The 25,710-nt window shown below is 55.0% G+C and carries 22 protein-coding genes; 11 read left to right on the top strand and 11 right to left on the bottom strand.

Translation table 11 applies throughout. The features are described 5' to 3' along the window. Positions 1-451: 451 nt before the first annotated feature. Both ABD035_RS17015 and ABD035_RS17010 read right to left on the bottom strand, forming a co-directional pair. On the bottom strand, positions 452-2,386 hold the full coding sequence (locus ABD035_RS17015; RefSeq protein WP_212712939.1) for an exoribonuclease II: 1,935 nt from the start codon (positions 2,384-2,386) through the stop codon (positions 452-454). A gap of 128 nt (positions 2,387-2,514) precedes the next feature. Continuing rightward, complete coding sequence (locus ABD035_RS17010) at positions 2,515-4,824, bottom strand: FdhF/YdeP family oxidoreductase (protein WP_343871306.1); 2,310 nt, start codon at positions 4,822-4,824, stop codon at positions 2,515-2,517. Positions 4,825-5,064: 240 nt separating this feature from the next. On the opposite strand from ABD035_RS17010, the gene ABD035_RS17005 reads away from it, so the two are divergent. Beyond that, on the top strand, positions 5,065-5,982 hold the full coding sequence (locus ABD035_RS17005) for a LysR family transcriptional regulator (RefSeq protein ID WP_343871305.1): 918 nt from the start codon (positions 5,065-5,067) through the stop codon (positions 5,980-5,982). Here ABD035_RS17005 and ABD035_RS17000 read toward each other — a convergent pair. The 5 genes from ABD035_RS17000 to sapC form a co-directional block, all read right to left on the bottom strand. After that, positions 5,964-6,962, bottom strand: a complete 999-nt coding sequence (locus tag ABD035_RS17000; protein ID WP_343871304.1) for a hypothetical protein — start codon at positions 6,960-6,962, stop codon at positions 5,964-5,966. The genes ABD035_RS17005 and ABD035_RS17000 overlap by 19 nt on opposite strands. A gap of 193 nt (positions 6,963-7,155) precedes the next feature. Continuing rightward, the gene (gene fabI / locus ABD035_RS16995) at positions 7,156-7,944 is read right to left on the bottom strand and encodes an enoyl-ACP reductase FabI (RefSeq protein ID WP_025903097.1); all 789 of its coding nucleotides are present in this window, start codon (positions 7,942-7,944) and stop codon (positions 7,156-7,158) included. A gap of 141 nt (positions 7,945-8,085) precedes the next feature. Beyond that, entirely contained in the window at positions 8,086-8,892 is an 807-nt protein-coding gene (sapF, locus tag ABD035_RS16990; RefSeq protein ID WP_212712935.1) for a putrescine export ABC transporter ATP-binding protein SapF, read from the bottom strand. Between the two features lie 4 nt (positions 8,893-8,896). After that, positions 8,897-9,889, bottom strand: coding sequence for a putrescine export ABC transporter ATP-binding protein SapD (gene sapD, locus ABD035_RS16985; RefSeq protein ID WP_212712934.1), 993 nt, complete (start codon positions 9,887-9,889; stop codon positions 8,897-8,899). After that, positions 9,889-10,779, bottom strand: a complete 891-nt coding sequence (gene sapC / locus ABD035_RS16980; protein ID WP_212712933.1) for a putrescine export ABC transporter permease SapC — start codon at positions 10,777-10,779, stop codon at positions 9,889-9,891. Before sapC ends, sapD begins: the two co-directional genes overlap by 1 nt. 405 nt (positions 10,780-11,184) lie before the next feature. Here sapC and ABD035_RS16975 point away from each other — a divergent pair, with 405 nt between their 5' ends. Beyond that, on the top strand, positions 11,185-11,676 hold the full coding sequence (locus ABD035_RS16975; protein WP_343871303.1) for a hypothetical protein: 492 nt from the start codon (positions 11,185-11,187) through the stop codon (positions 11,674-11,676). A 455-nt stretch (positions 11,677-12,131) separates the two neighbouring features. Here the strand turns inward: ABD035_RS16975 and sapB are convergent, their stop codons facing one another. From sapB to pspF, 3 genes are all read right to left on the bottom strand, one after another. Then, positions 12,132-13,097, bottom strand: coding sequence for a putrescine export ABC transporter permease SapB (gene sapB / locus ABD035_RS16970; protein WP_212712931.1), 966 nt, complete (start codon positions 13,095-13,097; stop codon positions 12,132-12,134). Then, positions 13,094-14,722, bottom strand: a complete 1,629-nt coding sequence (gene sapA / locus ABD035_RS16965; RefSeq protein ID WP_343871302.1) for an ABC transporter substrate-binding protein SapA — start codon at positions 14,720-14,722, stop codon at positions 13,094-13,096. The genes sapB and sapA overlap by 4 nt, the downstream gene beginning before the upstream one ends. 427 nt (positions 14,723-15,149) lie before the next feature. Beyond that, positions 15,150-16,154 carry a phage shock protein operon transcriptional activator gene (gene pspF / locus ABD035_RS16960; protein ID WP_425579736.1) on the bottom strand — a complete coding sequence of 335 codons (1,005 nt, stop codon included), beginning with the start codon at positions 16,152-16,154 and terminating at the stop codon, positions 15,150-15,152. 197 nt (positions 16,155-16,351) lie between these two features. Here pspF and pspA point away from each other — a divergent pair, with 197 nt between their 5' ends. The 7 genes from pspA to tyrR all read left to right on the top strand — a co-directional run bounded on the left by pspA (position 16,352) and on the right by tyrR (position 22,116). Further along, complete coding sequence (gene pspA / locus ABD035_RS16955) at positions 16,352-17,023, top strand: phage shock protein PspA (RefSeq protein ID WP_212712929.1); 672 nt, start codon at positions 16,352-16,354, stop codon at positions 17,021-17,023. A gap of 48 nt (positions 17,024-17,071) precedes the next feature. After that, a complete protein-coding gene (gene pspB, locus ABD035_RS16950; RefSeq protein WP_212712928.1) occupies positions 17,072-17,296 on the top strand; it encodes an envelope stress response membrane protein PspB in 225 nt (74 codons plus the stop codon). After that, positions 17,293-17,655, top strand: a complete 363-nt coding sequence (pspC, locus tag ABD035_RS16945; protein ID WP_343871301.1) for an envelope stress response membrane protein PspC — start codon at positions 17,293-17,295, stop codon at positions 17,653-17,655. The genes pspB and pspC overlap by 4 nt, the downstream gene beginning before the upstream one ends. A 29-nt stretch (positions 17,656-17,684) precedes the next feature. Beyond that, a complete protein-coding gene (locus ABD035_RS16940; RefSeq protein ID WP_343871300.1) occupies positions 17,685-17,936 on the top strand; it encodes a phage shock protein PspD in 252 nt (83 codons plus the stop codon). Next, positions 17,917-19,314 (top strand): YcjX family GTP-binding protein, encoded by a 1,398-nt coding sequence (locus ABD035_RS16935; protein ID WP_343871299.1) that lies wholly within the window; start codon positions 17,917-17,919, stop codon positions 19,312-19,314. The genes ABD035_RS16940 and ABD035_RS16935 overlap by 20 nt, the downstream gene beginning before the upstream one ends. Next, positions 19,311-20,387 (top strand): YcjF family protein, encoded by a 1,077-nt coding sequence (locus ABD035_RS16930; RefSeq protein ID WP_343871298.1) that lies wholly within the window; start codon positions 19,311-19,313, stop codon positions 20,385-20,387. The genes ABD035_RS16935 and ABD035_RS16930 overlap by 4 nt, the downstream gene beginning before the upstream one ends. 154 nt (positions 20,388-20,541) lie before the next feature. Beyond that, positions 20,542-22,116, top strand: coding sequence for a transcriptional regulator TyrR (gene tyrR, locus ABD035_RS16925; RefSeq protein WP_343871297.1), 1,575 nt, complete (start codon positions 20,542-20,544; stop codon positions 22,114-22,116). Positions 22,117-22,176: 60 nt separating this feature from the next. Here the strand turns inward: tyrR and tpx are convergent, their stop codons facing one another. Next, the gene (tpx, locus tag ABD035_RS16920) at positions 22,177-22,680 is read right to left on the bottom strand and encodes a thiol peroxidase (RefSeq protein ID WP_343871296.1); all 504 of its coding nucleotides are present in this window, start codon (positions 22,678-22,680) and stop codon (positions 22,177-22,179) included. Positions 22,681-22,925: 245 nt separating this feature from the next. On the opposite strand from tpx, the gene ABD035_RS16915 reads away from it, so the two are divergent. Next, entirely contained in the window at positions 22,926-24,521 is a 1,596-nt protein-coding gene (locus ABD035_RS16915) for a peptide ABC transporter substrate-binding protein (RefSeq protein WP_385953824.1), read from the top strand. Between the two features lie 145 nt (positions 24,522-24,666). Next, a complete protein-coding gene (zntB, locus tag ABD035_RS16910) occupies positions 24,667-25,650 on the top strand; it encodes a zinc transporter ZntB (RefSeq protein ID WP_212712921.1) in 984 nt (327 codons plus the stop codon). Positions 25,651-25,710: the final 60 nt, after the last annotated feature.

Below are 25,710 nucleotides of genomic sequence, written 5' to 3'. Positions count from 1 at the left end.
GTTATCGTTTTTTTTGTGATGATCACGGTCAGCTCCTCAGTTTATTGCCGTTGACGGCGAATAAAACGACTAAAATCTTGTAACCTGTGATGGACCGGATAACGGCCCGTCGCAGGGATGACGGCCGTCCGGCAGCCGATGACTGAGAGAGTACAGCGAAAACTGCGGACAGGAATAGCGTGAATATTCTGAATCTTTTTGCAAATACTGGTGAAGGTCTGCTTTTCGGAGGCGTCGGGGCTTCCCGGCCGTCATTCAGCGGCCCCATTGAGATCCGCAGTCATGCCTTGCCGGTCTTTTAACCGCCGGGTGGGCCAGCAACGCGGTAAACTGTTAAGGAGAATCACAGTAAAAGGCAACATCGAGGAAGTCACGGCAGGGCCGTTAACGGTCAGAGACAGGGAGCAAAGAAGAAAAGAGCATACTCCCCGCAGGGAGTATGCTGCGGTCATCAGACGACCGGACGGGCGACTACATTGCGGTTTTCCATACGGACTTCTGCAATGGTGACTTCAATAAGATCTGTCACGCGATAGCGCTCTTCACCCTTGATTTGTACGGTGCCGCTATCCTGGCTGCACACCAGTTCATCCCGCACACTATGGATAAACGGCGCCGGGATAAAGGCTACGGCACCAATGTCCGTCAGACGGACACGCATACCGCCGCGCGAAATATCAATGATTTCTGCCGCAAACTTCTGGTCGGTACCGGCATAGGGGGCCAGATAACGGGCATATAACCAGTCCCCGACATCCCGTTCCGCCATGCGATTCAGACGGCGACGCTCACCCATAATGGTGGTCAGCTCTTCTGCCGGCAATTCAGCCTGCTGGCCCAGAATAATCGCCTTCAGTAAACGATGGTTGATCATGTCACCATATTTACGGATAGGCGAGGTCCAGGTGGCATAGGCTTCCAGCCCCAGACCGAAATGGGGGCCTGGTTTGGTGCTGATTTCGGCGAATGACTGGAAGCGACGGATGCGGCTATCCAGATACTGGGTCGGCATACTGTCCAGCTCACGACGCATCACCTTAAAGCCTTCCAGGGTCGCGATCTCTTTAGGATCGACCGTAATGCCATGACCCGCAAGAACCCCGGTCACCTGTTCGGCATTTGCTTCATCAAAGCCCGCATGGACATTGTAGATACCAAAGCCCAGCGCCTCACCCAGCACGTTAGCCGCGCAGATATTGGCGGTGATCATCGCTTCTTCGATCATGCGGTTAGCAATGCGGCGTGGCTCTGCAACGATTTTCAGTACTTCGCCTTTCTCACCCAGAATAAAGCGGTAATCCGGACGGTCTTTGAATACCAGGGCATGCTTACGGCGCCATTCATTACGGGCCAGGCAAAAACGTTGCAGCAGGGTGATCTGCTGAGCTATCGCATCGCTGGCAGGCTGCCAGTCACCGCTATTTTCCAGCCAGTCGGAAACATCGTCATAAGCCAGTTTGGCTTTTGATTCGATCCATGCGGCAAAGAAACGGGTCTCCGCTTCCGGTGTACCGTCTTTATCAATAACGATATGACAGGCCAGTACCGGGCGGCGTACGCCGGGACGCAGTGAGCAGACATCATCAGACAGCTCACGTGGCAGCATCGGAATGTTAAAGCCCGGCAGATAGTTGGTAAATGCGCGCTGTGCGGCAAGTTTATCCAGCTCACTGCCTTGCGGGACGTAGGCGGTGGGGTCGGCAATGGCCACCGTCAGACGAAGCTTACCGTCCGGGAGTTCTTCGGTGTACAGGGCGTCGTCCATATCTTCCGTACTGGCACTATCGATGGTGATAAATTCCAGCGCGGTAAGATCTTCACGGGTCAACTGTTCATCGAGCATCTCACCGAAGCCAACGTCCGGCGCTTCACGTTCCAGATTGTGGCGTGACAGTGTCACCCACCACGGGGCCAGATGATCCTCAGCGAAGGTAATAAACCCGGTCAGTTCGGCATAAAAACTACGGTCACCTTTTAACGGGTGACGACGCATCTCAGCCACCGCCCAGTCTCCGGCCTGAAATTCATGTTCCAGGTGACGGGCGGGCCGGCAGGAAATGGCATCTTTCAGCAGCGGATGATCGGGAATAATCGATAACCGGTCATCTTTTTTCTGGACGCGACCGACAAAACGGCTCAGGAAGGGCTCCACCAGGGTTTCCGGTTCGGCACTTTCTTTTCCGTTATTGGTCTGGATGACAGCAACCACACGGTCGCCATGCATCACTTTTTTCATCTGCGGCGGCGGAATAAAGTAACTTTTCTGGGCATCGACTTCCAGGAAGCCAAAGCCTTTATCGGTACCTTTTACCACACCTTCCGCGCGGGGAGTTTGTGCATGAAGTGTTTCTTTCAGCTGCGACAGCAGCGGGTTATCCTGGAACATAATTTTATAGTTTCGTGGCCTAACAGCGGCTGACAGTTTTACGCGAATCATCGCTGCCGGGCAATAGCCAAACCGAGAAAGATAAAAAAAGCCGGACTCATCCCCCGGCTTTTCTGCGTGATTTTTCCTCAGGCGATACGTAATGACGGCTGCTGCCGGGTGAGGGCCAGTTTCACCGGTATCGACTTAGAGGTTGGCGTACCGCTGTCATCCCCGTAACTGGATAACGGGACCAGCGGGTTCGTCTCCGGATAATACGCCGCCAGGTTACCGCGGGGGATGTTATAGGGCACCAGCACAAAACCGTGCACCTGCCGGGTAATGCCATCATTCCACAGGGTTTCGATATCCACCTGGTCGCCTTCGTGCATCCCTTGTTCAGCCATATCTTCCGGATGAATAAATACCACCCTGCGCTGGCCGTAAACCCCCCGATAGCGATCATCCAGCCCATAGATGGTGGTGTTGTACTGGTCATGAGAACGGAGTGTCTGTAAAACAAAAGGCACCGTCGCGTCGCCAAGCTGCGGGAACAGTGTTCCCGGCAGAGGGGCAGCACTGAATTCGGCTTTCCCCGACGGGGTCCCGAACACATGCCGGGCAGCGGCATTCCCCAGATAGAATCCGCCGGGTTGCTCGCATTTCTGATTAAAATCGTCAAAACCCGGCAGGGTGGCGGCAATATGGTCACGGATAATCGAGTAGTCGTCGGCCATGCCTTGCCAGTCGGCTTTCTCTCTGCCGAGCACGGCATTGGCTATCCCGGCCACGATGGCGGTTTCGGAACGCTGATGCTCTGACAACGGAATACCGACCCCTTCAGAGGCATGGACCATGCTGAAAGAATCCTCAACCGTAATAAACTGAGAGCCGCTGCGCTGCATATCCCGTTCGGTACGGCCCAGGGTCGGTAATATCAGGCTGTTCTCATAGCCCGGGACCAGGTGTGTGCGGTTCAGCTTGGTACTGATATGTACGGTCAGACCGCAGCGTTGGATCGCTTCTTCGGTGCGCGGGGAGTCCGGTGCCGCCGCCGCCAGGTTTCCGCCGAGGGTGATCAGTACACGAATTTCATCACGCAGCATGGCTTCGATGGCTTCCACGGTGCTATGCCCGGCGCGGCGCGGCGGTTCGAAACCGAAATGCGCGCCCAGCGCGTCCAGAAACGGGGCTCCGGGCTTTTCGTCGATGCCCATGGTCCGGTTTCCCTGCACATTACTGTGCCCGCGTACCGGACACAGGCCGGCCCCTTTTTTCCCGAGCTGGCCGAACAACAGTTGCAGGTTGGCCATCTCACGTACAGTATCGACCGAATGTTTATGCTGAGTGATGCCCATCGCCCAGGTACAAATCACCCGTTCTGAGTGCTGATAGATAGCCGCCGCCTGGCGCAGCTCCTCTTCGGAAAGGCCGGACCCGGCAATAATCATCTCCCAGCCGGTCGCATCCACCGCCGCCAGATAGGCTTCCACCCCGTGGGTGTGTTCACTGATGAACTGCATATCGAAAATTCCCTGACCACCCTGCGCCAGCTGGCGGCGATGCTCTTCCAGCAGGGCTTTTACCATCCCGCGCACGGCCGCCATATCGCCGCCGAGACGGGGCTGGTAATAAGACGAACTGATCTTCCCGGCCATCGGGGTCACCACTTCCAGCGGATTCTGCGGGTCGGCAAACCGTTCAAGGCCACGTTCACGTAGTGTATTAAAGGTGACGATCTTAGCCCCGTGATCGGCGGCATGACGTAAGCTGTGCAGCATACGCGGATGGTTGGTGCCGGGGTTCTGTCCGAAAACAAAAATAGCATCCGCACTGTCAAAATCATCCAGCCGGATAGTGCCTTTACCGACACCAATACTCCGTTTCAGACCGGTACCGCTGGCTTCATGACACATATTGGAGCAGTCAGGGAAATTATTGGTGCCCAGCATGCGGCCAAATAACTGATATAACCATGAGGCTTCATTACTGGCGCGCCCGGAGGTATATAGCTCAATCTGGTTCGGATTATCCATGGCATGAATATGTTGAGCAATCAGAGTAAAGGCGTCTTCCCAGCTGACGGGTTCATAATGGTCGGTCTCCGGGTTATAAGAGAGCGGGTGGGTTAACCTTCCCTGATATTCCAGAAAATAGTCGCTTTCGGCATACAGGCGGCTGACGCTATGCTGTGCAAAAAAGTCAGGGTCAACGGTGCGGCGGGTAGCTTCCCAGGTCACTGCTTTGGCACCGTTTTCGCAAAAACTGAAGGTACTCTTATTATCATCGCCCCAGGCGCAGCCCGGACAGTCAAACCCGCGGGCTTTATTCATACGCATCAGGTTGCGCATATTCTTAAGTGCCGCTTTACTGTCGAAAACGAAGCGGGTCGTGGCTTCCAGCGAACCCCAGCCACCGGCTGCCGCATGGTACGGTTTAATCTGACGTTTAAATTTCATAGTGGATGCCGCTTCCGTTAGGTGATGTTGAATAATTGTACTCATTATATGAACAGAATTGTGCTTTTATGTTTTCGTGGTGTCTAATTGATTACAATTAACGAGCGATAGAGCCTGTTTATCGTGAGCCGCTTGCAAGCTGGCTTAAATGCGGCCACCCTTAACTCATACGCTCCCGGCTGCGCCCGGGGCCAGTCAGCGACGCAGATGATCGATGCTTTAGTACCGGAAGGACAGCACATGGATTTAAAACAACTGGTCTATTTGTGTAACCTGGAACAGGAAAAACATTTTGGCCGGGCCGCCGAAGCCAGTTTTGTCAGTCAGCCGACACTTTCCATGCGGCTGAAGAACCTCGAGCATGAACTGGGCGTTTCTCTGATTAACCGGACTAATACATTTTCCGGGTTCACGCCGGAAGGCGAACGGGTACTCTCCTGGGCGCGGGAAATGGTCTCTGTGTATCAGGGGCTGAAACTGGAAGTCGATGCCATGAAACATGGTATTCAGGGCACACTGCGGGTGGGCGTGGTTCCGCAGTGCAGTATTTCACTGACCGGGGTCTTACAGGCGGTATCGGCACGCTATCCTGAAATTAATTACCGGATTGATGTGATGAGTGCAGACCAGTTACTGGAAGCGATCAACGGTCACACCGTCGATGTGGCTTTTGGTTTTTTCGAACTGATCACCTTGCGTCAGTTACAGTTTCAGGCTGCCTTCTTTGCCGACGAAGGCGTGGTGGCGCTCTATTGCCGCAATACCTTTGCGCAACTGACGCGCAGTGAGCGGTTGCCGCTGGCAACAGTGGCAGCATTGCCGCTCTGCCTGGCCGAACAGACACGCTACTTCCGGCGTTATCTGGATAATGGCTTCCGGCAGGCAGGGTTATCCTTCCGCACCATTATCGAAAGTGCTTCCGTATCGCAACTGCTGGAAAGTGTTCATCGCGGTATGGGAGTGATGCTGGCCCCGAAAGGTCATATTTTGCCGGCGATGCTGAACGGGCTCGGGGAGAGCCCGGTCGATATGCCACCGATGAACCGCCAGGGAGCGATGGTCATCGCCAGCGCGGGTAAAGCCACGCCTCTGGTTCAGCACTTCTTCGATGAAGCGCGCGGGGCGCTGCCGGTCATGACTCACACGACGGCCAGCTGAATCAGCCGGTAATCCCAGATATTCATGGCGATCCTGCCCAGTAACGACAGCAGATCGTCAGCTTTCCGATCCTGACGTTTCAGTGCCTCCAGTTCACGGCAGGAAAGCGGGGAAGTCCGCCGGCGAAAATCAGGAGGCATGGCAGTACTCTCTGTAAAGAGGTGACCGGCATCGGCCGTCGGGCCGGATAACGCTCTCAGAATCAGCCAGGCACGGGCTGCCGCCGGGGCTTGACCGATAATCTCCGCGTTCAGCGATGGCTGGCCCAGTGTCCTGATGTCCCGCAACAGGTGACGCCGGGCGGTGACGGGCCCGGACACCTTAAGCCTGGCTAAAGGCTCTCTGATCCCGCCGGTGAGCAGGTCAGGATAGGGGGGGAGTGGGGGGTTACTGTAATGTGATGTGACTCCGTCAGCCGCCAGTGTCATCACTCCGCTAATCCACTGTGCCTGCCAGCCCACGAAACCGCATAACTGGTGCAGGGTAACGATATCCGCCAGAGTCAGGCCCGATTGCTGCAGGCCCGCCCGCTGCGGGGAGGGGGTTGCTGCCGAGGAGCAGGTCAGTAAACGGGTATATTCGGTGATCGTGGTCAGCCGAAGATTATTTTCACGGGTCCCTGCGGGGCCCGGTAAGGGGCTGAGCCACTCCGCGTAGAAGTCGCTAAGGGCTCCGGTTTCTGTCAGCTGAGCGACCGTCAGTGCGATGGTCAGACGTTCATAGAGGGTGAGGCTGCCGTGTGGCTCAGGACAGGGACTTTCCGGAAACAGCCTGCTGTAGATTGCCGCAGAGTGCTGGGATAAGGGCTGCAGTGGCTGGCGAAACTTTTTATCCGGCACCGGGTGCTGTGCCAGTCCGGCAAGAAGATCACGGTGCTGCCTGACGGCAGGAGATCGGTGACAGACGGCGGGGGTGGACGGGCGTAAGACGGGATCGCTGTTATCCCCTGCGGTGGGACGGTTATGACGTCGTAATTCCATACACAATCCTCTGATATCATGCCTGACCCGTGGGGGCCTGCGCAAAATCACTGCGCCTATAGTGACTGACAGAAGGTTCAGGGAGAAGGAATGTTACAGACTAACTAATAACGGGCAGATATATAAACAGGGGGGCGGTGGCAGAAAAAAGCAGGAAGAAAAACAGGCGGTTGATACCGCCTGCTGACAGAACTTATTTCAGTTCCAGTTCGTTCATTGCGGCGATGCTGAAGCCACCGTCAACGTGAACGACTTCACCGGTGATGCCGCCGGCCAGGTCAGAACACAGGAAGGCTGCAGAGTTACCCACATCTTCGATGGTGACGGTACGGCGGATCGGGGTGACCGCTTCACAATGCGACAGCATCTTACGGAAATCTTTGATACCGGAAGCCGCCAGCGTACGGATAGGGCCGGCAGAGACGGCGTTAACACGCACGCTTTCAGGACCCATCGCATTAGCCATGTAACGCACGTTGGCTTCCAGAGAGGCTTTCGCCAGACCCATCACGTTGTAGTTAGGGATAGCGCGCTCTGCACCCAGGTAAGACAGGGTTAACAGTGCTGAATTCGGGTTCAGCATCGCACGGCACTCTTTTGCCATCGCAACAAAGCTGTAGGCACTGATATCGTGGGCAATCTTAAAGCCTTCACGGGTCACGGCATTTACGTAGTCGCCATCTAACTGGTCGCCTGGTGCGAAACCGATAGAGTGAACAAAGCCGTCAAATTTTGGCCAGACTTTTTCCAGTTCGGTGAACAGGCTTTTGATGCTTTCATCTTCAGCAACATCGCAAGGTAACACGATGTCAGAACCCAGATCTTTGGCAAATTCTTCAACACGCGCTTTTAATTTTTCGTTTTGGTAAGTGAATGCCAGTTCCGCACCCTGCTTGTGCATTGCCTGGGCAATACCCCATGCGATAGACAGTTTACTGGCGACGCCAGTGATCAGAATGCGCTTACCGGAAAGAAAACCCATAGCTGTAATCCTTAAAAATAGTTATTGTGGCGGCGGCGATTGTATAATTAACAACCTGTCCGCGATGTTCAATCCGGGGATTCTAACACGACAATGGGTTATCAGGTAAAGTTACGGTGAAACAGGACGTAATTCTGTGAATTAACGGTCATTCCTTCGCCAGGCATCGGCGGTCAGAGCCTCGCCGAAATGACTCTGAATTAACCGTTTGGTCAGATCATGTAACGGAGAGGCCAGCACATCGGCTGTTCCGCCGCGCTCAACCACCTCTCCCTGGTGCATGACCATCACACAGTCACTGATGTGTTTCATCATGCCGATATGCTGAGTGACATAAATAAACGATAGCCCGTCCCTGTCCTGTAATTCCAGCATCAGGTTCACCAGCTGTGACCGCATGGTCATATCCAGTGAGGCCAGAGCTTCATCGGCAACAATGACCCGTGGTTGGAGGATCAGTGCTCTGGCCAGTGCCAGGCGCTGTTTCTGGCCCGGCGCCAGCATATGCGGGTAATAACCGGCATGATCCCGCAGCAGACCGACTTTACGCAGGGTTTCGATGATGCGTGCTTCCCGTTCCTCCGGGGTCAGGGACGTATTCAGCCGCAACGGCAGATCGAGGATCTGACTGACGCGTTGTCTGGGATTCAGCGAAGTGCCCGGGTCCTGGAAGATCATGCGAATGACCTGGCTACGGTAACCGTAATCCCCGAAGCTTAGCGGATGATTATTAATAATAATTTCACCCGCGCTGGGTTCGATCATGCCACTGAGCATTTTGGCCAGCGTCGATTTACCGGAGCCGTTTTCGCCGATGATGGCGAGGGTCTGCCTTTCACGCAGGGTAAAACTGACATTTCTGACCGCATCCACATGCTGAGGACGGAAAAGGCCGGTTTTATAGCGATAGGTTTTCGACAAATCGCGGACTTCGAGTAAGGTTTCCATGGAACTACAGCTCTTTATTTAATGGAAAGTGACAGGCGTATTTGTGGCTTTTGGTACCGGTCAGTGCCGGGGCTTCGATACATTTGCGCTGTGCATAAGGGCAGCGTGGACCGAGCCGGCAGCCCATTGGCAGATGTTCCAGCGAGGGTATCGCACCCGACAGGGTGTTCAGCCGGCTCTTATGCGGCAGTGAACGCCCGAAATCGGGCATCGATCGGATCAGCGCCTGAGTGTAGGGATGATGAGGGGCAGAGATCAGCTCCTCACTGACGGCCGTTTCGACGGTTTGTCCGCAGTACATCACATTAATCCGGTTCGCCCACTGGCCCAGGGTACGCAGGTCATGGCTTATCAGCAGAATGGTCGTATTGTTATTCTGGTTCAGCCGGCTGAGCAGCCTGAATATCTGTGCCTGGGTGGTCGGCTCCATGGCATTGGTCGGTTCATCGGCAATCAGCAGGCGCGGTTTGGTGGCCAGCGCGATGGCGATCATGGCTTTCTGACATTCACCTTCTGTCAGCTCATAGGGAAAACTGCGCATGATATCTTTGTGATCTTTAATACCGACCCTGTGCAGTAACTCTATGGCGCGCTTTTTACGCCAGAACCAGAAGCGCCGGTACCAGCGCCCTTTAAAGGTCCAGCGGGGGATGGCCTGCATCAGCTGACGGCCAATACTTTCAGACGGATCCAGACAGGACTGAGGTTCCTGAAAAATCATCGAAATATTATGACCGATGATTTTTCTGCGCTCGCGGGGAGAAAGACGCAACAGATCGATGTCATTAAAACGCATGCGATCGGCGGTCACCCGCCAGTTATCGGAGGTGACACCGCAGATAGCTTTGGCTATCAGGCTCTTCCCGGAGCCGGACTCACCGACCAGGCCGCGGATCTCGCCTTCTGTCAGGGTCAGATTAATACGGTCGACCGCTTTCACCGGGCCTTCGGACGAGAAGAACTCAATGGTCAGATTACGGATATCCAGTAATGGCATTATTTTACCCCAGCCTCAATGGCACGGCGGACGCCATCCCCGAATAAATTAATAATCAGCACCGCAAGCATCAGCATCAGCCCGGGCAGCATGACCGTCCAGGGAGCCACATAAATCAGCTCCAGCGAATCCCCCAGCATGGCTCCCCACTCCGGTGAGGGTAACTGTGCACCGAGGCCTAAAAAACCCAGAGCTGCAATATCAAGAATGGCCATCGACAGCGCCCGGGTCAGCTCACTGATCACGGAGGGCAGTACATTCGGAAAAATGGTATCACGCAGCAGAATAAAAGGGCTGGCACCATCCAGTCTGGCCGCGATGACATATTCCTTATCCATCTGTTCGTGGATGGCGATATAAATAGCGCGGATAAGCCGCGGCATCAACGCCAGCCAGACCGCTACCAGGGCATGGAACAGGCCGGGACCGGCGAAGGCTACCACAATAATCGCCAGCAGCATGGAAGGGATCGACAATAAGGTATCGAGAATATGGTTCAGTAAGGCGGAGCGAAGACCGTGGGTCAGCCCGGCAAGAATACCGGGCAGCAGCGCGCAGACCCCGGAAAACAGGGTGACCAGCAGCGCACTGCCGACGGTGGGCGTGATACCGCTCAGTAAACGGCTCAGTACATCCCGGCCAAGATCATCGGTACCGAGGAAGAAAGAGACGTCGCCGTACCGCGACCAGGAAGGCGGCAGTAACTGGTATCCCATAAATTGCTGATCGACACCGTAAGGGGCCAGCAGGCCGCCAAACAGGCAAAGAAAGATCAATGCGGCAAAGCCATACAGCCCGACCATGGCCGACGTGTCATGGTAAAACTTCCCCCAGGCTTGACGGAAGGCGCCAGGCAGTCGTTTTTCCTGATAGACATTATCAATGGGCATAAATACCTGCTTTGCTTCTTCTTAACATATGTAATATCGCTTTAAATTATCAGCGCGTTACGCTGGCTCATAGCTTAATAACTTTTTATTTTGATTCAATACTGCCGGCAGCGGATCTGCCGGCCCGGGGCGTTAGCCTCCGCCGGCCTGCAATGCGTGACAGTGACCGGTGAGCTGCCGGTCAGTGCCGTGCCGGGGAGGGCGGGATTATCCGTTGAATTCACAATATTATGCAAGGCCCGCCCGGGCGCTCATCATTGCATCCTGCGCATAACCGGTTTTTGTGCGCACCGTGTAAGCGATGTTGTGAAAACCCGTGTAATTGTAACAGGCTGCAGCGTTGTTCTTTTACTGCCTTTCATTTCCCATTAAGATTGAAAACACATTTGTCAGGGAGGCAGCACCATGAATAAGAAAGCAGGTCTGGTATTACTGGTCGGGGTACTCCTGTCCGGCTGCAGTATGTCCGGCCATCCTGAGTCTGCGGCAGTGACTGCCATCAAGGGCGTCTACACAGACAATAGCAATCAGTATGGATACATCAAATCTTTCCCCCTGTCGGCAGGCAGCCCTCTGAGCACGGAGAAACTCAGACAGTGTGTACTGGCCACCCACGCCGCACAGAGTCTCGTCCCGGCCGCTGACGGCTACAGCGGTCAGACAACGTACACCGTCAACCGGATGGGTTCACCGGTGCCGTTTGTGGTGAATTTTACCCTGCAGGTGTCAGAGACAGCGTCACAACGTCATTATGTTTTCAGCCGGATTACTCAGACCCCTGAAGATGATAAATCAGCCACATCCGGTGCCTGGGTAACGGCAAACCCGGCACAGGTCGTCGGGACATTCAATAATGTCAGTGCTGATCTCAATCGTTGTCTCAGCAACCCGGAATAACCCTGTGACGGGAACATTTTATTCCCTGACCGCCGGAAAGGCCGTGCCCGGGAAGAGTGACCGGGCATAGCCCGGTTTACTTTATCTTTTTATTAACTCTCTTTTTTATTCAGCGAATCGCCACCAGGTAGCCCGCCAGAGGACGATGCTGCATACAATAAGCAACGCATTATCCACAAAATCTCCCGCATCGCGTTCGCATGATAAACCCGCCGCTTTTTCCGGATATCGATCTGACCTTGAGTTGCAGGTTCAGATGGCCGTAGCAGAAGGAATGTCAGAGCAAAAATAGCAGAACCGGTAAAGATCGTAACCCTCCCGGGAGACGTCTTGCTGCCGGTCATAACCCCCTCAATTGTGCCGCAGGAGGTAAGACCACTCCGCCGTTTCACTTGTCGCATGGAGAGCAATACCTGACGCTTTTTCCCGTCATACGTCGTCCGCCACACTCCGTGTTAACGCAGTGCGTACCATTCCTTGTGTTTCAGCGGGTTCAGTGCCGCGCCGAGAATATCGGACAGCACATTGACCAGCATCACCATGGTGCCGATCACCATGACGCCGGCAGAAATCGCCGCATAATCCTGCTGACGAATTGCCCCGATCAGCCAGTGACCCAGACCCGGCCAGTTAAACACCACCTCAGTGATCATCGTCAGTGTCAGCATGGTAGAAAACTGCAGACCCAGGTGAGGGATCACCGGTGGCAACGCATTGTGCAGGACATGCCGGCGGATCACCGTCACCCGTGACAGACCGCGGGTCACTGCGGCTTTTACGTAGTTCTTATCCAGCACCTCCAGGGTACTGTTACGGATAAGCCGGATCACTTCTGTCATCGGCGCTACCGCCAGGGTCACTACCGGTAAAATCAGGTGGCAGAGAATATTCAGCAACATTTCATGCCGCCAGGGGGAATCCGACAGCCAGGCATCGATCAGCACAAAGCCGGTGACATGCTGCAGAGGATAGAGCAGATCCAGCCGTCCCGATACCGGCAGCCAGCCGAGGGTCAGTGAGAAGAACAGGGTCAGCAACAGGGCCAGCCAGAACACAGGCACAGAAAATCCCACTAAGGCGAGGGCACTGATCAGTTTATCCTGCCACTTATTACGCATTACCGCCGCGGTGATGCCGAGCGGGATCCCCAGCAGCAGTGCCAGCAGAAAAGCCAGTACGCAGAGTTCAAGGGTGGCCGGAACCACTTCTTTAAGCTGGTCAGTGATAGGCTGACTGTTGACGCTGGATACGCCAAAATCCAGTTGCAGCATGCTCCTGAACCAGAACCACCAGGCATCGCCCGGGGAAGCGCCTTCCAGAGGCGCGTGCGGGGTAAAATAACTCAGGCTGAAAGCGACCAGTGACAGCAGAAACAGCGTGATCACCAGCAGGACCAGGCGGCGCAGAATAAAAATAATCATGGAGCGTTATCCTCAGCGTCATCGCGATAGACGCCGGCGAAGGAGGTATTACCAAACGGACTGAGGACCAGCCCTTTAATATCATAACGGTAGGCCTGTAACCGCAGGGAAGAGGCCAGCGGCAGTACCGGGAGCTGTGCGGTCAGCATCTGTTGTGCCTGCGCATAACTGTCGATCCGCTCCGACAATTGCTGTGATGTTAATGCCTGATGGAGGAGCGTATCAAAGGCCGGGTCACACCAGTGGGCATAATTGGTGGCAGAGCTTATCGCCGCACAACTGAGTAGCGGGCGGAAAAAACTGTCCGGGTCATTACTGTCGGTGGACCAGCCTGCCAGTGTCAGATCGTGGTTAAGCGACATTAACTGCGCCTCCTGAAAGCGTCCCTCTACCGGAACGATGCTGACCGTCACTCCGATACGCCCCAAATCGGCCTGGATGAGTTCCGCTGTCTTCAGCGGGCTGGGGTTCCAGGGCTGGGAGGCGGTCGGCACCATTAATCTCAGGTGCAGATCGTGCACGTTCAGTTGCTTCAGGGCCTGCATCGCTTTAGCCGGATTATAATCGGAGACGACAGACTGGCTGTCATAAGCCCAGGAGGCCCGGGGAAGAATAGAGGCTGCGGTCTCTGCAGTACCGTAATAAACCGAAGACATCAGCCGGTCATTATTAATGGCCAGCGCCAGTGCCTTTCTGACGTCGGGATTATCCAGCGGCGGTTTACGGGTATTGAACGCCAGATAAGCGATATTCATCCCGGGACGTAGTGTCATCCGCAGGCGCGGGTCATCCCGCAGAATGGTCAGCTGACTGGCGGCAGGATAAGCCAGAACATCACATTCACCGGTCAGCAGTTTGGATAAACGCCCCGTACCCCCCGCACCGATATCGATCACCACCTGCTGCATGCGGGGAATGCCCTTCCAGTAATCCGGGTTACGGGCCAGGCGAATAAATTGTCCGGAATGATATTCACTCAGCTGGAAAGGCCCGGTGCCTACCGGCTGACGATCCATTTGTTCTTCGTGACCGCTGGCCGTGAGCTGGTCGGCATATTCTTTGGACAGTACCGGGGCGTAATGGGTGGCGATATGCCAGAGGAAAGACGCATCCGGCTGTGCCAGCTGTATTTCAACGGTATAATTATCCAGTTTTCTGATACTGCGGACGTTATCCGGAAACTTCAGGCTGTCAAAATAGGGATAACTGCCACCGCCAATATCATGCCAGGGGCTGCTGCGGTCAAACATCCGTGAGAAGCTGAACACAACATCATCCGCATCCATTGCCCGGTGGGGGGTGAACCAGGCCGTTTTCTGGAAGCTGACGTGGTGACGCAGATGGAAAATATAGGTCGCGCCGTTATCCTTTACTTCCCATCCGGAAGCCAGTTCCGGCGTCAGACGGTAGGTATAGGGATCCACCCCCAGCAAACTGTCATATAACTGGGCCGCCAGAGTATCGACGGTCAGCCCGCTACTGGCTAATTGCGGGTTAAAGGTATTCAGTACCCCGTTTACACAGTAAACGAAGCCATTCTGCCGGATATCAGATGCCACTGACGCAGAGGCAGTGTTACTGAACAGAGCAACGGCAAGACACAACGCGGAATATAATTTCAGCATAGTACTCAAAGATTATTTACAGATTATCTGAAGTGTACCGTAAACCCGGCAGGGACCCCAACTTTAGTGTTGACTGCAGGGGAGTCCTGCCGCCTGATACCGCGCAGTGATCACCCGGGAGCTGCCTCACAACGGTCTCGGGTGCCTGGCCGTTGACTGAGGCGTTCTCTGTCCCGGACGCGATAAACGCAGACAGTCTCCGGTGTCAGGCCGGGGCCGGTGACATCAGCGGAACGAGGTCGTGACCGGCAGGTCGCAGCGGTGTGGTATCAGCATCCGCAACGCAGGGGCGGAAGGAGCAGAGGTCAGACGTATCCTGCCGCGGTGGCGCTGACATTCCTGACGGCAACCGGCCTTCAGGCGGTGTGCTGCCCGGCGAAGTCTCAGGAAACCCGGAACCGGACGGGGAAAACGGGTCTTTCCCGCCTCAGCGACTGACCGCTATCTGATGTTTTTTTATCAAGGCGCGCAGCTGGTGGTACGTCAGGCCAAGGGCTTCGGCAGCTTTACGCTGATGAAAGTGATGTGTTCGCAGGCTGTATTCGACCAGCGCACATTCCTGTTGGTGCTGCCATCCCCTGAGATCAAGCGGCAATTCAGGTTCGGCGCTGAACGGCGGCGGGCTTTCCGGAACACTTTTCTGCTCATCGCCCGGAGAGAAGTCGGGGCGGAACGGATTGAAAATAATCCGGTCAAGCATCTCATCACTGGAATGGTGGCGGTAGACGGAGCGCTCAATCACATTTTTCAGTTCACGCACATTGCCCGGCCAGTGCCAGTCCAGCAACTGCTGACGGGCGTTCGCGGTAAACCCCGGGAACAGAGGCAACCCAAGCTCCCGACACATCTGGATAGCAAATTGCTCACCGAGCAGCAGAATATCGGACTGCCGCTGACGAAGCGGGGGAATATTCACCACATCGAAGGCCAGACGGTCCAGCAGATCGGCACGGAACTGACCGCGGGCGGCACGGGCCGGCAGATCCTCGTTGGTTGCGCAAATCAGTCTGACATTGACCTGTAATGGCTGACTGCCGCCGACGCGTTCCAGCTGGCCGTATTCAATCACCCTCAGCAATTTTTCCTGTACCAGCATCGGTGCGGTGGCGAGTTCATCCAGGAACAGGGTGCCCCCATCAGCCCGCTCAAACCGGCCCAGATGGCGGGTGCGGGCACCGGTAAAAGCCCCGGCCTCATGGCCAAACAGTTCCGAGTCCAGCAGGTTTTCGTTGAGTGCCGCGCAGTTAAGAGAAATAAAAGGGCCATCCCAGCGCGGAGACAGGTAATGAAGACGGCTGGCAATCAGCTCCTTCCCGGTCCCACGCTCGCCTATGACCAGCACCGGTTTATTCAATGCCGCCAGCGCAGAAACCTGCTCAAGCATAGCGAGAAAATTATTCGCTTCTCCCAGCAAAGGATCCCGTTGTTCCATGATGAATTTAACCAATTAGTGATGAATAACACCATTCTACAGGCCAGGACACGCAGGGCAATAAAAATAAAGTATTTAAAAACAACACATTAAAAACTGGCACGCCACTTGCTTTGTCTTTTTGTGTAAACCATTTGTGTAAACCATTTGTGTAAACCATTATCGCCGGGAACCCCGGCAGCTTCAGGAGGATCTTTATGGGTATTTTTTCACGCTTTACCGACATCGTGAATGCCAACATCAATTCGTTACTGGAACGGGCCGAAGACCCGCAGAAAATGGTACGTTTGATGATCCAGGAAATGGAAGACACTCTGATTGAGGTCCGTACCACCTCCGCGCGGTCGCTGGCAGAGAAAAAGCAGCTGAGTCGCCGCATTGAGCAGGCCACGCTTCAGTCACAGGAGTGGCAGGAAAAAGCAGAACTGGCTATCCGTAAAGACAAAGAAGAACTGGCCCGTGCCGCTCTGCAGGAAAAGCAAAAGCTCAGCGGCGTCATTGAGGCGTTGCAGCAGGAAATCGCACAGACGGAAGAAAGCCTGAGCCGGATGAAATCCGAGATCACCGAACTTGAGAATAAACTGACCGAAACCCGTGCCCGTCAGCAGGCGCTGACATTACGTCATCAGGCGGCTTCAGCCTCCCGGGATGTGCGTCGCCAGCTGGATAACGGTAAAATGGATCAGGCAATGGCACGCTTTGAATCGTTTGAGCGCAAAATTGACCATATGGAAGCCGAAGCCGAAAGTCAGCGTTTCGGAAAACCCCAATCGCTGGAAAGCCAGTTTGCCAGCCTGAAAACGGATGATGAGATAAGCCAACAACTCGCGGCACTGAAAGAAAAAATGCAGCGCACTGACGGGCAGTAATGCCAGGTCATGGTCTTCTGTCTTAATGCGACTCAGTAAGGAGAACTCATGAGCGCCGTCATTCTTTTTATGGTTCCACTCACCATCTTTGTACTTTTTGTGGCCCCGGTCTGGTTATGGCTGCATTACAACAACCGGGGCAATCAACTCTCCTCACAGGAGATGGATCGTTTGCAACAGGCTACGCAGGATGTCCGGCGTATGCGTGAGCGTATTGATGCGCTGGAAGCGATCCTGGATGCGGAAAATCCGCAGTGGAGGCAGCCGCGATGAACCCGAGTGTGTCAGCACGTAAATTATGGCGCGACCCGCAGCGGGGTAAACTGATGGGGGTCTGTGCCGGGCTGAGTGAATACCTGAATGTTCCGGTGACACTGATCCGCATCATGGTCATCATTTCTTTATTTATCGGCCTGTTCATGATCACGGTTGTGGTCTATTTTTCGCTGGGGTACTTCCTGGAAAAAAGGCCACCTTCGGCCGACGGGGAGAATGCCGCAGCAGCGGATGTTTCGGCTTTGCTGGAGGCGCTGGAAAGCGAAGCCGGCAGCAACGAACGGCGTTTACGTGATATAGAGCGTTATGTCACCTCGGAAACCTTTTCAGTGCGCAGCCGTTTCAGACAACTGTAAAAGGGACACCGTAAACAGTTAAGAGGTTAATGATGAAAGATAACGGACAGCGGAAAACATGGCACCGGAGGGTGCCTGTACTTAAGTCGGCTGTGAAATTTATCCTGATCACCGCTATCAGTCGTACCCCTGCCGGCCTCAGTGCCCGGGTGCTGAATCGCGTGGCCCGTAAGCCGGTACGTATCGTCCTGGCGATGGTGCTGGAACCGGCATTGTCTGCAATAATGAAGAAAATGTCGGCTCGTCTATTCAGGGAAAAGCATGAAGAGACTGCAAAATGAGATTGCATCACTGGTACAGCGCGGGGCGGATAAGCACCTGCGGCTGGCCGTTACCGGCCTGAGCCGTAGCGGAAAAACCGCCTTTATCACCTCTCTGGTGAATCAGTTAATTAATGTTCATAACGGTGCGGCATTGCCGCTTTTCTCCGTGGTCCGGGATGAACGGCTGCTGGGAGTCAGGCGTGTCCCTCAACGCGATATGGGAATTGCCCGTTTCAGTTATGACCGGGGGCTGGCACAGCTATTCGATTCCCCGCCGGCCTGGCCAACCCCGACCCGCGGGATCGGTGAAATGCGGCTTGCCCTGCGTTACCGCTCACAGGATTCGTTGCTGCGTTACCTGAAAGAGACCTCCACGCTGTATCTCGAAATTATCGACTACCCCGGTGAGTGGCTGCTGGATTTACCGATGCTGGCACAGGACTATTTTAGCTGGTCAGAACAGATGACCGGATTGCTGCACGGAGAACGCGCAGTGCTGGCGGCCAAATGGCGAGAACTGACGGCGTCGCTGGATCCTTTTGCCCCGGCCGATGAGAACCAGCTTGCGGATATTTCTCACGCCTGGACGTCGTATCTTCACGACTGCAAACACCACGGGTTACATTTTATTCAGCCGGGACGCTGTGTGATGCCGGGAGAGATGGCCGGCGCACCGGCACTACAGTTCTTTCCCTGGCCGGTCCGTGCGGAGGATGACAGGGCGGCCCTGAGCAGGGCCGATAAAAGCAGCAATTACGGCATGCTGCAGGCACGGTATCACTATTACTGTCAGCATGTGGTTAAACGGTTTTATAAAGAACATTTTGTCAGATTCGATCGTCAGATAGTGCTGGTGGATTGTCTGCAGCCGCTGAACAGCGGCCCCGAAGCCTTCAGTGATATGCGTCTGGCCCTGACACAACTGATGCAAAGTTTTCACTATGGTCAACGCACACTGCTGCGTCGTCTGTTTTCTCCCGTCATCGATAAACTGTTGTTTGCCGCCACCAAAGCGGATCATATCACCACCGATCAGCATGCCAGTCTGGTCTCCCTGCTACGGCAGATGGTGCAGGAGGCGTGGCAGCAGGCCGCCTTTGAAGGCATTAAAATGGACTGTGTGGCATTGTCGTCAGTAAGAGCCACCGGCGCGGGGACCATGATACATAACCAGCAGAACTATCCGGCGCTGCGGGGGCATCGTCTTTCTGATGGCAGCCCGCTGACATTCTATCCGGGTGATGTCCCGTCCCGTTTTCCGTCGGAGGCTTTCTGGCAGAAGGGCGGTTTCCGGTTTGAAGCCTTCCGGCCGCCGGTGATGGACAGTGACCGGCCCCTCCCGCACATCCGTATGGATAGTGCGCTGGAATTTTTACTCGGAGACAAATTACGATGAGTGGCGAAACTCCGCTTAAACCAAGGATCGATTTCCCTCCGGAGGATACCGGCACGGCGGAACCGCTGCGCGAGGCGCGGTATTTTGCCCCGGATGAGGGCGAATTTACGGCCTCACCGGAGCCGGCAGAAGAAGAGGCGGGGGTGAATGAAGAGGTTATCCTGAACGCTGCCTTACGCCCGCGCAGATCGTTACGCGGGCGGCTTTTAATGCTTGGCCTGCTGATCTTTTTTATTACGGTCATCGCCCGGACCGGACAATGGCTGATGACAGCCTGGCATCAGCATGACTGGATAGCACTCGGCGCAACCGTCTCGCTCGGGCTGGTACTGTTTGCCGGTGCAGCGAGTCTGGTCAGCGAGGGCTACCGCCTGTACCGGCTGAGACACCGTGCGCAGGAACGTGATGAGGCCTGCGAACTTCTTAACAGCCACGGGACCGGCAAGGCCAGACCTTTCTGCGAACAACTGGCGGCACGCAGCGGCATCGGTGAGACTCACCCGTCTTTTCGTCGCTGGCAGGATGCCCTGCAGGAGACGCACAGTGACCGGGAAATCCTGACGCTCTATGCCGCATGGGTACAGCCCATTGCCGATAAACAAGCCCGCGAAAAGATAGGTCGTTATGCGGCGGAATCTGCGGTGATCATCGCCGTCAGCCCGCTGGCGATGGCCGACATGTTTTTTATTGCCTGGCGTAACATCCGCATGATCAACCAGATAGCCCGCATCTACGGGATTGAACTGGGCTATTTCAGCCGGGTCCGTCTGTTTCGCGGGGTATTATTTAATATTGCCTTTGCCGGTGCCAGTGAACTGGTGCGTGAAGTGGGAGTGGACTGGATGTCGCAGGATCTTATGGGCAGGCTCTCGGCGAGGGCGGCTCAGGGGGTCGGTGCCGGTCTGCTGACGGCACGGCTGGGCATTAAAGCGATGGAGCTCTGCCGCCCGTTGCCCTGGCTGGAAGGGGATAAACCCGGGCTCGGGGATTTCAGGGCAGAACTGCTCAGTCAGCTTCGCGATACCCTGAAGAAGAAGTCTCCTGAGCCCTCCGGGAAGCGTACCGCCGGATAATCCTGTCCGCATCGTTTTCCGCCGGTTTGCCTGTTCTTTGCCGGGGCCGCCGTTACGGTCGCCCCGGACTGTCAACTTTTCCTGCCACAGCTCTTCAGCTCGCCTGGCTGACGCGGTATGATGCCTGATTATTATGATGGTCAGGAATATATTGATGCGCCTGGAAATTTTCTGTAAAGACAGACAGGGGCTGGTCCGCGAATTGCTGGATCTGCTGGTCGCGCGGAATATCGATTTACACGGTATTGAAATCGTCGCGCTGGAGCGTCTGTATCTGCGTTTCAGTGCAATAGCCTTCGAAGAATTCAGCTCGCTGATGGCCGAAATACGCCGGACGCCGGGCGTAACAGATGTACGTACCGTGACGGATATGCCTTCGGAGCGCGAACGCAGAGTTCTTACCTCTTTACTGGAAGCGATGCCTGAGCCGGTGCTTTCCATCGACCTGAAAGGACGTATTGAGCTGGCCAATCCGGCGGCGCAGACCTTGTTTGGTCTGGACGAACAGAGGATATACCATTCGCCGATAGGCTATCTGATTGAAGACAGAGAACTTTCCCACTGGGCTGAAAGTGACATTGTCACTTCTGTCGCCCGGCATGTGGTCATCCAGGGACGCGATTTCCTGATGGAAATCCTGCCTATCTACCTCCCTGGTGAACAGGAACAGCAGCTCCTGCCGGTCGGGGCCATGATCATGCTGAAATCGACGGCCAGAATGGGCCACCAGCTTCAGCGTATTAACACCACCGATAACTGCGGTTTTGAGCATATTGTGGCGGCCAGCCCGAAGATGCGTCAGTTGCTGAATCAGGCCAGAAAACTGGCGGTTCATGACGCGCCTTTACTGATCACCGGCGAGACCGGCACCGGTAAAGATATGCTCGCCAGAGCCTGTCATCAGCGAAGCCATCGCCATCTGCAGCCTTTCCTGGCACTGAATTGTGCCTCGCTGCCGGATGATGTGGCTGAGAGTGAATTATTTGGTCATGCGGCGGGGGCTTACCCGAATGCCCTGGAGAATAAAAAAGGATTTTTCGAACAGGCCAACGGCGGCTCGGTATTACTCGACGAAATCGGTGAGATGTCCCCGCGTATGCAAACCAAGCTGCTGCGGTTTCTGAATGACGGAACCTTCCGCCGGGTCGGTGAGGAGCACGAGGTACACGTGGATGTCAGGGTCATTTGCGCCACACAAAAAAACCTGCAGGAACTGGTCAGTCGTGGGGAATTTCGCGAGGATCTTTTCTACCGCCTGAATGTGCTGACACTCAGCATTCCGCCATTGCGCGAGCATTCCCGCGATATTCAGCCATTAACCGAAATGTTTGTCTCCCGGTATGCGGATGAGCGGGGGATCACCACGCCGGCGATTTCGCCGCAACTGGCCGCTTATCTGACCCGTTACAACTGGCCCGGCAATGTACGCCAACTGAAAAATACGCTCTACCGGGCCATGGCCCAGCTGGAGGGGGATGAACTCCGTCCGAAGGATATTATCCTGCCGGAGCAGGCGGAACATGAGTTACCGGTGGATGATAATCTGGAAGGGTCTCTGGACGATATCACCGGGCGTTATGAACGCGCGGTACTGGTCCGTTTATACAGCCATTATCCAAGCACCCGTAAGCTGGCGAAACGGCTGGGGGTGTCACATACGGCTATCGCCAATAAACTGCGGGAATACGGGCTGAATAAAAAAGGGGCCGGTGAAGACGAGGCCGGATAACCCCGTTTTACCGGTCATACCCCGGGACCGTCCGATCATGGCCGGGCCCGGGTCAGGAGCTTACTTCAGCACCGCCAGGGCGGCATCGTAGTCAGGTTCCTCGGCGATCTCACCCACCAGTTCCGCGTGAAGTACCGTATTATTTTCGTCAAGCACGACCACTGCCCGTGCACTCAGTGCCTTCAGCGGCCCTTCCAGGATCTCTACGCCGTAATCCTTTTTAAAATCACTGCCACGGAAAGCTGACAGTGTAACCACATTATCCAGCCCGTCTGCACCGCAGAAACGGCTCTGAGCAAACGGCAGGTCAGCAGAGATGCACAGCACGACAGTATTGGTAATATCAGAAGCCAGCTGATTGAATTTACGTACCGAGGTCGCACAGGTGCTGGTGTCGATACTCGGGAAAATGTTCAGTACCTTACGTTTCCCTGTATAGTCTCCCAGCGATACATCGCTCAGGTCTTTCGTCACCAGGGTGAAGTCAGGTGCGGCACTGCCTTTAGCAGGAAACTGACCGGCGATAGCAATTGGCTGCCCTTTGAAATTGATAGTCTGAGACATCAGCGATTCCTTATCATCATTTGTGAGTGACTGCGACGCAGTTCAACCGCGTACAGTGCAAGTGAACCTCTAATTTATCCCATATTTTGCACCCTTTTACGAGCAGGGACGGTATATTGCGGTAGAAATATCATCTCTGTCCGGCCGTATCAGGGGCTATCTCACTGACGGCAGGCCACAGTATCGCAAAGGAAGAGGGAGCACATATGGTTAACTGGTACAGGCTTTCCGCCCTGGCGCTGGCAATGATGCCCGCAGCCATGGGGCTGGCCGCGACACTGCCGCCGGGAGCGCATTTAGCCGCCCGGCAGGAAATCGTCCGGCAAATAAAAGATGAGCCAGCCTCACTCGACCCGGCTCAGGCGGTGGGATTGCCGGAAATGCAGGTGATCCGTGATCTGTTTGAGGGCCTGACGAATCAGGACAGTGTCGGGAACATTGTGCCGGGCGTCGCGGAACGCTGGCAGAGTAATGACAATAAAACCTGGATATTTACTCTGCGCCGCGATGCCCGCTGGTCGGACGGTAAACCCGTCACTGCCGACGATTTTGTTTATAGCTGGCAGCGGCTGGTGGACCCCGCCCAACGCTCACCTTTTGCCTGGTTTGCGGCGCTGGCGGGGATTGAAAATGCCGCCGCGATCACCCGGGGAGAAAAGCCACCGTCAGCGCTGGGGGTCACGGCGATTGATGCCTGGCATCTTAAAGTGACGCTGGACCATCCCGTCGCCTGGTTCCCGTCGCTGGTCGCCAATGTCTGCCTGTTTCCGGTGCCCCGCGACGTTATCCGCACGGCCCGGAATCAGTGGACACAGCCCGGACAGCTGGTGGGTAACGGGGCTTACCGGTTACAGCAGCGGGTGGTTAATGAAAAAATCGTGCTGGTCAGGGATCAGAACTACTGGGATAACGCCCATACGGTGCTGAATAAAGTGACCTTTGTTCCGGTAAATGAAGAATCGGCAGCCACCCAGCGCTACCGGGCGGGGAACATCGATATCACCGAATCCTTCCCGAAAAATATGTATCACCTGCTGAAGAAAGAATTACCGGGCCAGGTCTATACCCCGATGCAGCTCGGTACGTATTACTATGCGTTTAATACCCGGAAAGGCCCGACGGCCGATGTCCGGGTCAGACGGGCTCTGTCGTGGAGTATCGACCGGCAGGTGATCGCTGATAAGGTACTGGGGACCGGCGAAAAACCGGCCTGGGGTTTCACCCCTTACGGAACTCAGGGGTTTCATCCGCAACCGCTCTATATTCAGCAGCACACCCAGCAGGAACTGAATGCTCAGGCTAAATCACTGCTGGCCTCTGCCGGCTACGGGCCGGGGCGGCCGCTGCATCTGACGCTGTTATATAATACGGCCGAAGTTCATCAGAAAATTGCGATTGCCATCGCCTCGATGTGGAAGAAAAATCTGGGGGTGGATGTGACTCTGCAGAATCAGGAATGGAAAACCTATCTCGATAGCCGCAATCAGGGGAATTTTGATGTTATCCGCGCCTCGTGGGTGGCTGACTATAACGAGCCTTCTACTTTCCTGGCGCTGCTGACCCGGGGGAACAGCGGTAATATTTCAGGATTCAGCAATCCGCAATACGATGCGCTGCTGGCCCGCGCGGCCCGTGAACGCTCTGCCGCTGCCCGCAACAGCGACTATAACCAGGCCGAGCAGATGATTGCCGACGATGTGCCGATTGCTCCTATCTATCAGTACACCAATGCACGTCTGATCAGCCCGCGGGTCAAAGGTTATCCTATCAATAATCCTGAAGATGTGGCTTACAGTCGTGAAATGTGGATTGAACAGCTGCCGGAGAAATCCGGGCATTAACTTTCTATCAGACTGATTTTCCGGCTATTATTATCAAACGGGGCAGCCATTGTGTAATGCCCCTTTACGTTTTAAATGCAAAATATGGTAATCAATACACTACAATGCAGGTTTTGATTTACCGGAACAGGATTAAGGGGAATGTGTGAGCATCATTGACGGTAAAGAACTGCAGATATCCGATGCGATTATTTCATGTCAGTTAGACGGGCAGGGAGGAATGCTGCCTATCAGTGAGACTGACGTGGTGAATTGCGAGCGTCCCTGCTGGCTGCACCTGAATTATGCCCAGGAAAACAGCGCCGGATGGCTGCAGAAAACCCCGTTATTGCCGGATTCCGTAAGGGATGCTTTAGCCGGTGAGAGTATGCGTCCCAGAGTGAGCCGTCTGGCAGACGGTTTTTTTATCGTTCTGCGCAGTATCAATTTTAACCAGGACGCCCGTCCGGACGAACTGGTAGCGGTCAGGATTTTTATCAGTGATAAATTAATCATCTCTACCCGCAAACGAAAAGTGGCGGCGGTAGAAGATGTGTGGGCAGAACTTCAGCAGGGGAACGGGCCAGAAAGCGCCGGCGACTGGCTGGTGGAATTTTGTGACTTCCTGACGGATCATATCAGTGAATTTATCGAGGATTTGCACGATAAAATTATCGATATGGAAGACGGGTTGCTGGAAGGCCAGGCACCGGCGCGGGGCGAAATGGCGCTGCTGCGTAAGCAACTGATTGTCATGCGTCGATATATGGCACCTCAGCGGGATGTGCTGGCGCGGATTGCCAGTGAGAAATTCACCTGGATGGATGAGGCACAACGTCGTCTGATGCAGGATATTTCAGACCGGCTGGGCAGGGGACTGGAAGATCTGGATGCGGGTATCGCGCGGACCGCCGTACTGACCGATGAAATCGATGCCCTGCTGACCGAGTCCATGAACCGCAGAACCTATATTATGTCTCTGCTGGCGATGGTGTTTCTGCCGGCGACCTTCCTTACCGGACTGTTCGGCGTCAACCTCGGGGGGATCCCCGGTGGGCAGTGGCACTATGGCTTTGCGGTGTTCTGCGTGGTGCTGGTGCTGATTGCACTGGGGGTAACCTGGTTTCTTAAGCAACGTAAGTGGTTATAAATCATAGGATTGGATTAATAATCATAAATATGATCTGAATCAAAACATGCCGGGCGGAAA

The sequence above is a fragment of the Tatumella terrea genome, assembly GCF_039523755.1.
Classification (GTDB): Bacteria; Pseudomonadota; Gammaproteobacteria; order Enterobacterales; family Enterobacteriaceae; genus Tatumella; species Tatumella terrea.
The sequence above is the reverse complement of the archived record's forward strand: the minus strand, read 5'-3'. Positions and strand labels throughout refer to the sequence as shown.

Excerpts from the sequence above, each read along its gene's own strand:
- sapF (WP_212712935.1), bottom strand. The coding sequence starts at position 8,892 with ATGGAAACCTTACTCGAAGTCCGCGATTTGTCGAAAACCTATCGCTAT.
- pspA (WP_212712929.1), top strand. The coding sequence starts at position 16,352 with ATGGGTATTTTTTCACGCTTTACCGACATCGTGAATGCCAACATCAAT.
- ABD035_RS17005 (WP_343871305.1), top strand. The coding sequence starts at position 5,065 with ATGGATTTAAAACAACTGGTCTATTTGTGTAACCTGGAACAGGAAAAA.
- fabI (WP_025903097.1), bottom strand. The coding sequence starts at position 7,944 with ATGGGTTTTCTTTCCGGTAAGCGCATTCTGATCACTGGCGTCGCCAGT.
- tyrR (WP_343871297.1), top strand. The coding sequence starts at position 20,542 with ATGCGCCTGGAAATTTTCTGTAAAGACAGACAGGGGCTGGTCCGCGAA.
- ABD035_RS16975 (WP_343871303.1), top strand. The coding sequence starts at position 11,185 with ATGAATAAGAAAGCAGGTCTGGTATTACTGGTCGGGGTACTCCTGTCC.
- ABD035_RS17015 (WP_212712939.1), bottom strand. The coding sequence starts at position 2,386 with ATGTTCCAGGATAACCCGCTGCTGTCGCAGCTGAAAGAAACACTTCAT.
- sapB (WP_212712931.1), bottom strand. The coding sequence starts at position 13,097 with ATGATTATTTTTATTCTGCGCCGCCTGGTCCTGCTGGTGATCACGCTG.
- sapA (WP_343871302.1), bottom strand. The coding sequence starts at position 14,722 with ATGCTGAAATTATATTCCGCGTTGTGTCTTGCCGTTGCTCTGTTCAGT.
- ABD035_RS16940 (WP_343871300.1), top strand. The coding sequence starts at position 17,685 with ATGATGAAAGATAACGGACAGCGGAAAACATGGCACCGGAGGGTGCCT.
- ABD035_RS17000 (WP_343871304.1), bottom strand. The coding sequence starts at position 6,962 with ATGGAATTACGACGTCATAACCGTCCCACCGCAGGGGATAACAGCGAT.
- tpx (WP_343871296.1), bottom strand. The coding sequence starts at position 22,680 with ATGTCTCAGACTATCAATTTCAAAGGGCAGCCAATTGCTATCGCCGGT.
- sapD (WP_212712934.1), bottom strand. The coding sequence starts at position 9,889 with ATGCCATTACTGGATATCCGTAATCTGACCATTGAGTTCTTCTCGTCC.
- pspB (WP_212712928.1), top strand. The coding sequence starts at position 17,072 with ATGAGCGCCGTCATTCTTTTTATGGTTCCACTCACCATCTTTGTACTT.
- sapC (WP_212712933.1), bottom strand. The coding sequence starts at position 10,779 with ATGCCCATTGATAATGTCTATCAGGAAAAACGACTGCCTGGCGCCTTC.
- ABD035_RS16935 (WP_343871299.1), top strand. The coding sequence starts at position 17,917 with ATGAAGAGACTGCAAAATGAGATTGCATCACTGGTACAGCGCGGGGCG.
- pspF (WP_425579736.1), bottom strand. The coding sequence starts at position 16,154 with ATGGAACAACGGGATCCTTTGCTGGGAGAAGCGAATAATTTTCTCGCT.
- ABD035_RS17010 (WP_343871306.1), bottom strand. The coding sequence starts at position 4,824 with ATGAAATTTAAACGTCAGATTAAACCGTACCATGCGGCAGCCGGTGGC.
- pspC (WP_343871301.1), top strand. The coding sequence starts at position 17,293 with ATGAACCCGAGTGTGTCAGCACGTAAATTATGGCGCGACCCGCAGCGG.
- ABD035_RS16930 (WP_343871298.1), top strand. The coding sequence starts at position 19,311 with ATGAGTGGCGAAACTCCGCTTAAACCAAGGATCGATTTCCCTCCGGAG.
- ABD035_RS16915 (WP_385953824.1), top strand. The coding sequence starts at position 22,926 with ATGATGCCCGCAGCCATGGGGCTGGCCGCGACACTGCCGCCGGGAGCG.